Below are 8,124 nucleotides of genomic sequence, written 5' to 3'. Positions count from 1 at the left end.
GAGACTGGAGACGCCGCGCGCCTCGGTCAGCTTCTGGAACAGCTCCGGGTTGTCGAAGCCCCACTCGGAGCTCTTCTGTCCGAAGAAGACGCCGACGAAGTTGTCGGTGTCGTTGTAGTCACCGGTCCAGCCCAGCAGGTGGATGCCGTGATCCGCGGTGCCGGTGGTGCGGTCGAGGTACTCGACCCACTCCTCCGAGACCGGGGTGGTCTCGACGCCGACCTCGGACAGCTGCGACGACAGGACGGTGTAGATCTGCTCGGGGTCCGGCATGTACGGACGCGAGACGTTGACCGGGTAGTTGAACGTGAGCTTCAACGGGTTGGCCTCGTCGTAGCCGGCCTCCGCCAGCAGCTCCTTGGCCTTCTCGGGGTCGTAGTCGTAGGTCGTGACATCGGGGTTGTACCCGTTGACGACCTCCGGCACGAACTGCGTCGCCTTCTCGGTGCCCTCGGGGAGCACCTGGCTGATGAGCGCGTCCTTGTCGACCGCGTACGACAGCGCCTCGCGGACCTTCGGGTCCTGCAGCTCCGGGATCGCCTGGTTGAACGCCAGGTAGAGGATCGTGAACGGCGGGCGCGACACCATCGTGAAGCCGTCGTCCGCGAGAGCCTTGGTGTCGGCCGGGCCCACCAGGTCGTAACCGTCGATCGATCCGGACTCGAGCGCCTGGCGGCGAGCGGTCGGGTCGTCGATCGTGCGGAAGATGATCTCATCGACCTGCCCCGCCTCGCCCCAGTAGTCGCCGTAGGCCTTGAGCGTGACCTGCTCACCCGGTGCCCACTCGTCGAACTGGTACGGGCCGGTGCCGACCGGGTGCCCCATCGCGTACTCGGACAGCTGCGGCGCCTCGGCGGAGCCGGCGACCTCGTCCGCACCGAACTCCTGCAGCGCCGACGGGCTCTGCATCGCGAACGACGGCAGCGAGAGCGACGGGATGAAACCGGCGAACGGCTTGTTCAGCTCGATCGTGACCGAGTAGTCGCCATCGGGGGTGCACGACTTGTACACGGCATCGGCCGCGTTGGACGCGTAGCCCTTGAAGAGCTTGTTGTAGTAGTAGCCGAACGCTTCGGAGGCGGCGAGACCGGTCCAGTTGAACCAGCGGTCGAAGTTGACGCAGACGGCCTCGGCGTTGAACGGGGTGCCGTCCTGGAAGGTCACGTCCTCCTTGAGGGTGAACGTGTGCGACATGCCGTCATCGGACGACTCCCACTTCTCGGCGAGGAGCGGTGCCGGGTCTGCCGTGCCGGGCTTGGTGCCCACCAGACCCTCGAAGATCTGGCGTGAGACGCGGAAGCTCTCGCCATCCTGCGCGAACGCGGGGTCGAGGCTGGCCGGGTCGGAGGATGCCGCGAACACGAACGTCCCGTCGACATCGCCTCCCGCGTCCGCATCGTCGTCGCCCCGCTCGCTGGCGACGCACCCTGCGAGGGCGATCGCGGCGATCGTGGCTCCGGTTACGGCGATGAGTCCTCGCCGACGCTTGACTGATTGGTGCATTGTGTGACCTTCCCTGTCGGGCGCTTCTTTGCGCGTCCCGAGGCTTCTTCGCCTCGGCGACGGTGATGACTAGACGGTACCCAGCAGATCGGCAGATGCCAAACGCATCCGCATTGCAATCCGGTATCGGCGGGCGCCCTGCCGATCGGGTAGTGTCCAGACCGTGTCCGACTCCACCCCGCTCGCCATCTGCTTCGGCGAGGGCATGGTCGCCCTCGTCGCCGCCACAGCCGGACCGCTGGAGGACTGCCGCACCTTTCACCGTTCCCTGGCCGGAGCGGAATGGAACACCGCCATCGCTCTGTCGTCGGCCGGCATCCGAACTGCTGTCCTCTCCCGGGTCGGCGACGACGGTTTCGGCCGGTTCCTCACCGCGGAGCTGCGCGCACACGGCGTCGACGACACGGCCGTGGAGATCGACGATCAGGCGCCGACGGGGCTCTACGTGAAAGAGCTCGTCGCCCGAGCGGACGGCGCGGTCGACGGGACGATGCACTACTACCGCGCGGGCTCCGCGGCCGCCGCGATGTCGCCCGAGACGCTGGCTGCGCCGGTGGCATCCACCCTGCTCCCCCGGGCCGCGCTCGTGCACACCTCCGGGATCACGCCCGCCATCTCCGCATCTGCGCTCGCCGCCCAGGAGGCGCTGTACTCCGACCATCGTCCCGGCCGGCTCGTCAGCTTCGACCTGAACTGGCGCCCGGCGCTGTGGCGTGGCCGCGAGGCGGAGGGCAGGGAGATCGTGTCCGGCTTCGCCCGCCGCGCCGACATCGTGTTCTGCACGCGCCCCGATGCGGAAGCGGTGTTCGGGACCAGCGATCCTCAGGAACTGCGCGCGCTGTTCCCCCAGCCGCGCTACCTGGCGGTCACCGACGCCAGCGGGGCCGTCGCCTTCGACGGCGAAGAGCGTGCCGAGAGCGACGCGCTCGATGCCCCGGTCGTGGAGACCATCGGCGCGGGAGACGCGTTCGCTGCAGGTTTCCTCGCCGGGGTGCTGACCGGGTTGTCGCTCACCGGGAGCGTCGCCCGCGGGCACCGCATCGCGACCCGCGCGCTCCTCAGCACCCGCGACCACGTCGACTGAGCCGTACGCCGCGGGGCGGAGAACTCCTCGTGGGGCGGAGGTCGCCCCGGGTTTCTCCGCCCGACACGGAGGATGCCTCCCCACACGGGGAGACGGGCACGGGGAGTCAGGTGCGGCGTCGGCGCGCGGGAACCGCGTCGTGGGTGCGCTGCAGAGAGACGGCCACCGGTTCGCCGCGGTGCTGCACGACACGGACGAACAGCACGTCGACCAGAGCGAGCTGGGCGATGCGGCTCGACATCGCCGCCATCCGGAACGGCGACTCTTGCGCGTGCGTGAGCAGCACGACATCCGCCGCGAGGGCGAGGGTGGACTCCGCGACGCTGGTGACCGCGACAGCCAGCGCACCGGCATCTCGGGCGACCTCGAGCGCCCGCAGGGTCTCTGCGGTCTCCCCGCCGTGCGAGAACGCGATCGCGACGTCATCCGGCGTGCGCAGCGAAGCCGTCGTCACCGCGAGATGCGGGTCCGGCGAATGCGACACGGAGCACCCGATGCGCGACAGCTTCAGCAGCAGATCCTGCGCCGTCAGCGACGATGCCGCCTGTCCGAAGAGGTCGATGTGCCGGGCATCGACCACCGCGCGGGCTACCCGGTCGAGGGCTGCGGCATCGAGGGCGAGGGCGGTCTTCTCGATCGCGTCGATCTCCTGCGCGGCGAGCTTCGCGGCGATGGCCGTCGGCCCGTCGTCCGGATCGATGGCCGTGGTATCCAGACCGAACCGCGCCTGTTGCGCCTGGGCGAGGGTCATCGCGCGGGCAACCGCCACGCGCAGCTCCCGGTAACCGCTGTACCCCAGTGACTGGGAGAAACGGGCCACCGTTGACAGGGAGGTCCGACAGAGCTGGGCGAGGTCGTTGATGGCCAGGTCGACGACGAGCGTCGGGTCGCCGAGGATCGTCTCCGCGACCCGCGCCTCCGCGGCGCTCAGCTTCGAGAGCGAGCGCCGCACACGTGCCAGAACGTCATCGTCCATGGAGTGATCCTGTCCTCAGTCGGCGCTGGCCCTCTGCTTCACGGCGAAACGCCCCAGAAGCGCGTCGCGGGCCGTCTGCGCACCGAGCCTACTGGCCGCGGCGACCTCGACGGTCGGCACCGGCAACGGGTTCGTCGTCGGTAGACCGACATTGACGACGACCGCTGCCGGATCACGAACCGCTGCCCGTTCGACGAGAGCCCGCTGCGCGGCATCGGTATCCGGACGGTCGATCAGCAGCACCGTGGTTCCGGGCGCTGCGACGACCTCGTCCATCACACGGTCCTGCTCGGCGAGCGGGGTGGATGCCACATCGAGGCGCACGCGCAGACCGTCGTCGGCGAGCGCGTTCGCGACATACGAGCCGGCGCTGTCGACCGCGAGCGTCGAGCGGCGACGGGCATCGATCACCGCGAGCTCGGATGCGGCAGCGGGGGTGTCACCGGTGACCATCAGCACGCGACGCACGATCTCCGCGGCATCGAAGTCGTCGGCGGTCTCCTGGTCACGGTCGGCGGCCGCGCGGAGCTTGGCGGCGAGGGCGGCGACCCGACGGGCGGCCTCCTCGACGCGCTCACGCGAGAGCGAGCCGTCACGCAGTGCGGCGACGATCCCGTCACGGGCCGCACGGAAGTCCCGCTCGTCCTGGTCGGGAAGCGCGGCGTCGCCGGGGTTGGTCGGGTTTCCGATGCAGAGCAGGTCGGCACCGGCGGCGAGGGCCAGGGCTGCTCCCCCACCGAGTCCGACGGTCTCGCGGATGGCGGCCATGTCGAGCGCATCCGTGATGATGACGCCGTCATACCCCCAGTCGCGCAGCTTGCCGAGCACCCGGGGGTTGAGCGTGGCGGGCTGCTCGCCCCACGCCGGGACCACGATGTGCGCGGTCATCACGGCATCCACGCCCGCGTCGACGGCCGCGCGGAACGGTTCGAGGTGCACCCGCTCGAACTCCTCGAGATCGAGGGTGATCTCGGGGAGGGAGTGGTGCGAGTCCATGTGGGTGTCGCCGTGACCGGGGAAGTGCTTGACGCATGCGGCGACCGCCGCATCCTGGATGCCGTCGATCGTGGCGACCACGTGCCGTGAGACGAGCGCTTCGTCGTCGCCGAACGCCCGCACGCCGATGACCGGGTTGCGGGGGTCGGTGTTGACGTCGGCGACCGGGCCGAGCACCACGTTGGCGCCGACCGCGCGCACGCGCCGAGCCAGCTCTGCGCCGGTCTTCTCCGAGGCCACCAGGTCGTCGAGCAGACCGAGCTGGGCTGCTCCGGGAACGGTCGACCCTGTGGCGGATTCCAGGCGGGTGACGCTGCCGCCCTCTTCGTCGATACCGATCAGGGCGTCGGGGTTCGCGTCGAGGATCGCCGCGCTGAGCGCCGGGAGTCCTTCGCCCACGTTCTGGCCGAAGTACACGACCCCGGCCAGGCCGTCACGCAGTTCGGCGCGCAGCCACTCCGGCGCCTCGGTGCCGAAGAACCCCGGCCACAGCACCCCGTTCGCGAGGCGCTCGAGTTCGTCGGTCATCCCTTCACGGCTCCCGCGACCATGCCGGAGGCGAGCTTGCGCTGCACCAGCACGAAGAAGATCATGACCGGGACGGTGATGATGGTCGACGCGGCCATGATGCTGCCCCAGTCGTTGGAGTGCAGGCCGAAGAACGACTTGAGGCCGATCGAGACCGTGTACTGGTCGGTCTGGGCACCGAGGATCGTCATCGCGAAGATGAACTCGTTCCACGCCGTGATGAAGCTGAAGATGCTCGTCGCGACGAGGCCCGGCATGACGAGCGGCAGCAGCACCGAGCGGAACATCCGCCACCAGCTGGCACCGTCGATGTAGGCGGCCTCCTCGAGCTCGACCGGAACGGCGGCGACGAAGCCGCGCAGCATCCAGATGCCGAAGGCCAGCGACAGGGCGACGTAGACGACCATGAGGCCCAGGATGCTGTTGAGCAGGCCAAGGCTCTTGACCTGGAGGAACAGTGGGATGACGAGTGCCTCGAGCGGCACCATCTGCACCACGAGGATCATCATCAGGATCATCGTGCGGAACTTGAACTTGAACCGCGCGACAGCGACGGCAGCGAGCAGGCAGACGAGCGCGCTCACCAGGACCGTGACGAGAGCCACGATGGCCGAGTTGCGCAGGTACGTGCCGAAGCCGCCGTCGGTGAGGACGAACGCGAAGTTGTCCCACGTGAACTCCTGCGGGATCAGCGACTGCCCACCGCTGGAGGCCTTGCCGTCGAACGCGCTGGAGACCATCCAGTACACGGGGAACAACGTGAAGATCAGGACCGCGGCGACCGCGATGCCGAGTCCGATCCGGGAGCGGAGCCGGGGGCGCGGGTTCACAGCTCGTCCTCCTTCATGAGGGAGCGGATGTAGACGATGGTGATGCCGATCAGGACGAGCGTGAGCAGCACGGCGAGCGCTGCACCGAAGCCGTAGCGGTTCTGGCCGAACGACTCCACGTACGACCAGACGCCGAGGTTCAGCACCTGGCGGTTTCCGCCACCGCCGCCGGGCATCAGGTACACCTGCGCGAAGACCTTGAAGTCCCAGATGGTCGAGAGGATGATCACGACCGAGAACACCGGGCGGAGCGTCGGGAAGATGATCTTCCAGAAACGACGCCAGGCACCGGCGCCGTCGAGAGCCGCCGCCTCGAGCATCTCCTTCGAGACGCCGAGGAGTCCGGCGAGCACGGTGATCGCCACGAACGGGAAGCCGTGGTGCACGACGTTGAGGAGCACGATCGCGTAGAAGGACCACTGGTTCGTGAACCAGTTGACCGGATCGTCCATGAGCCCGAGGTCGGTGAGGACCTGGTTGAAGATGCCGCGGTCGGCATCGAAGATGAAGGTCCAGACGTAGGTACCGGTCACGGCGGGCATCGCCCACGCGACCATGATGCAGCTGGAGACGATGACGCGCCACGTGGTGCCGAGCCGCGCGAGCAGCAGGGCCACGAGCGTGCCGACGGCCACCGTGACGAAGACCGCCACAGCGGCGAAGCCGACGGTGTTGGGCAGCACCACCGTCCAGAGAGTCGGGTTGGTGAGCGCCTCGACGTAGTTGTCGAGACCGATCCAGTTGTTCTCCCCGGTGTTGATCTCGCGCAGACCGTAGTCCTGCAGCGAGTAGATGAACACCTGGATGAGAGGCCAGAGCATGAGCACCGCGAGGATGACCAGCCCGGGCGCGAGAAGAAGCCAGGGGCGGGCCGCGACGATCGAGAGACCGCGTCGCTTCCGGCCGCCGGCCACGGAGGCGGAGGTGGACTCCGCCTTCGTGACCGGCAGTGGCGCTTGCACCATCGACATGGAAGGGATGCTTCCTTACTGGTTGAGCAGTTCGGTCATCTCGGCGGAAGCGTCCTTCGTCGCGGTCGCGACGTCCTTCTGCCCGCTGAGGATGGCCTGGATCATGGAGTTGGTCGTCTTCTTCGCCTGGACGGCGCCGAAGTTCGGGGTGACCGGGACGGATGCTCCGCCATCGACCATCTGCTCGGCGAACGGTGCGACCAGCGGGTCGGTCGAGGCGAGGGCCTCTTCCATCGCGGACTGCACACCCGGGAAGTAGCCGGTCTCGTCCGACCACTGCTCGGCGAACTCGCCGGTCGTGACGAGCTTCACGAACTCCCACGCGAGGTCGGCGTTCTTCGTCGTATTGAAGATCGAGAGGTGCGATCCACCGAGCACGGACGGGGCGATGCCGCCGTCCTGGCCGGGGATGACGGCGGCGCCGATCTTGCCCTCGAGGTCGGGATTCGCCTCGATGAGTTTGTTCGGCGTCCACGAACCGGACAGCATCATGGCGACGTTGCCCTGCGTGAAGGCATCGCTGAGGTCGGTCTCCTTCCAGGTGGTGGCACCTGCGGAAGAGAAGCCGTGCTCAGTGGCGAGGCCCGTGTAGAACTCGATGCCCGCCTGCGACTCGTCGCTGTCGAGCTCGCTGGTCCAGGTGTCGCCGTCCTTCGTGGCGATCTCGCCGCCGGCACCCCAGACCCAGGGGTAGACCTGGAACTCGGCATCGCCCGCGACCGGGAACGGCAGCATGTCGGGGTTGGCGGCCTTGATGGCGTCGCCCGCGGCGACGATGTCGTCCCACGTCTTCGGAGCATCGAGACCGAGCTCCTCGAACACGTCGGCGCGGTAGACGATCGAACGGACACCGGCATACCAGGGCATGCCGTAAAGCTCGTCTTCGTAGGTGCCGGCGACCTCGAGGCCCTCGACCAGGTCGTCGCGCAGGCCCTTCTCGCCGTCGACGTACTCGTCGATCGGGAGGAGCGCGCCCGCGTCGGCGAACTCGGCGGTCCAGGTGGTGCCGGTCTCGGCGATGTCAGGAGTCGTGCCACCGGCGATGGAGGTCACGAAACGGTCGTGCGCGTCTGCCCACTGGATCTCGTCGATCTTGACGGTGGCGCCGGTCTCCTTCTCGAAGGCTTCGGCGACGTCGTCGTAGAAGGCCGACGCGTCCGGGTTGGTGCCCTTCATGATCCAGACGGTGAGCTCTTTGCCCTCGCCGTCGGTGGAGCCTGTGTCGCCGCGGCCCGC

7 protein-coding genes are annotated in these 8,124 nt (G+C 68.4%); 1 reads left to right on the top strand and 6 read right to left on the bottom strand.

From position 1 onward, the window contains the following. Positions 1–1,503 (bottom strand): ABC transporter substrate-binding protein (locus ACNPM4_RS18450; RefSeq protein ID WP_448986662.1); only part of this gene is annotated, 1,503 nt, incomplete at its 3' end. Positions 1,504–1,666: 163 nt separating this feature from the next. Here ACNPM4_RS18450 and ACNPM4_RS18445 point away from each other — a divergent pair. Further along, entirely contained in the window at positions 1,667–2,587 is a 921-nt protein-coding gene (locus ACNPM4_RS18445) for a sugar kinase (protein WP_400856347.1), read from the top strand. A gap of 106 nt (positions 2,588–2,693) precedes the next feature. On the opposite strand, the gene ACNPM4_RS18440 is transcribed toward ACNPM4_RS18445, so the two are convergent. The 5 genes from ACNPM4_RS18440 to ACNPM4_RS18420 all read right to left on the bottom strand — a co-directional run. Beyond that, positions 2,694–3,563 (bottom strand): MurR/RpiR family transcriptional regulator, encoded by an 870-nt coding sequence (locus ACNPM4_RS18440; RefSeq protein WP_448986661.1) that lies wholly within the window; start codon positions 3,561–3,563, stop codon positions 2,694–2,696. Positions 3,564–3,578: 15 nt separating this feature from the next. Beyond that, positions 3,579–5,087 (bottom strand): glycoside hydrolase family 3 N-terminal domain-containing protein, encoded by a 1,509-nt coding sequence (locus ACNPM4_RS18435; protein ID WP_448986660.1) that lies wholly within the window; start codon positions 5,085–5,087, stop codon positions 3,579–3,581. Then, positions 5,084–5,917: a carbohydrate ABC transporter permease gene (locus tag ACNPM4_RS18430; protein WP_029261829.1), complete on the bottom strand. Its 834-nt coding sequence runs from the start codon at positions 5,915–5,917 to the stop codon at positions 5,084–5,086. The genes ACNPM4_RS18435 and ACNPM4_RS18430 overlap by 4 nt, the downstream gene beginning before the upstream one ends. Next, positions 5,914–6,888, bottom strand: a complete 975-nt coding sequence (locus ACNPM4_RS18425) for a carbohydrate ABC transporter permease (RefSeq protein ID WP_448986659.1) — start codon at positions 6,886–6,888, stop codon at positions 5,914–5,916. Before ACNPM4_RS18425 ends, ACNPM4_RS18430 begins: the two co-directional genes overlap by 4 nt. 15 nt (positions 6,889–6,903) lie before the next feature. Continuing rightward, a partial coding sequence (locus tag ACNPM4_RS18420; protein WP_448986658.1) for a sugar ABC transporter substrate-binding protein occupies positions 6,904–8,124 on the bottom strand: 1,221 nt, incomplete at its 5' end.

The organism is Microbacterium umsixpiens (assembly GCF_053543675.1).
Note: the sequence above shows the minus strand (reverse complement) of the source record. Positions and strands in the feature narration are given on the sequence as shown.

Bases quoted from the DNA above. Each gene is read 5' to 3' on its own strand.
- ACNPM4_RS18435 (WP_448986660.1), bottom strand. From the start codon at position 5,087: ATGACCGACGAACTCGAGCGCCTCGCGAACGGGGTGCTGTGGCCGGGG.
- ACNPM4_RS18440 (WP_448986661.1), bottom strand. From the start codon at position 3,563: ATGGACGATGACGTTCTGGCACGTGTGCGGCGCTCGCTCTCGAAGCTG.
- ACNPM4_RS18425 (WP_448986659.1), bottom strand. From the start codon at position 6,888: ATGTCGATGGTGCAAGCGCCACTGCCGGTCACGAAGGCGGAGTCCACC.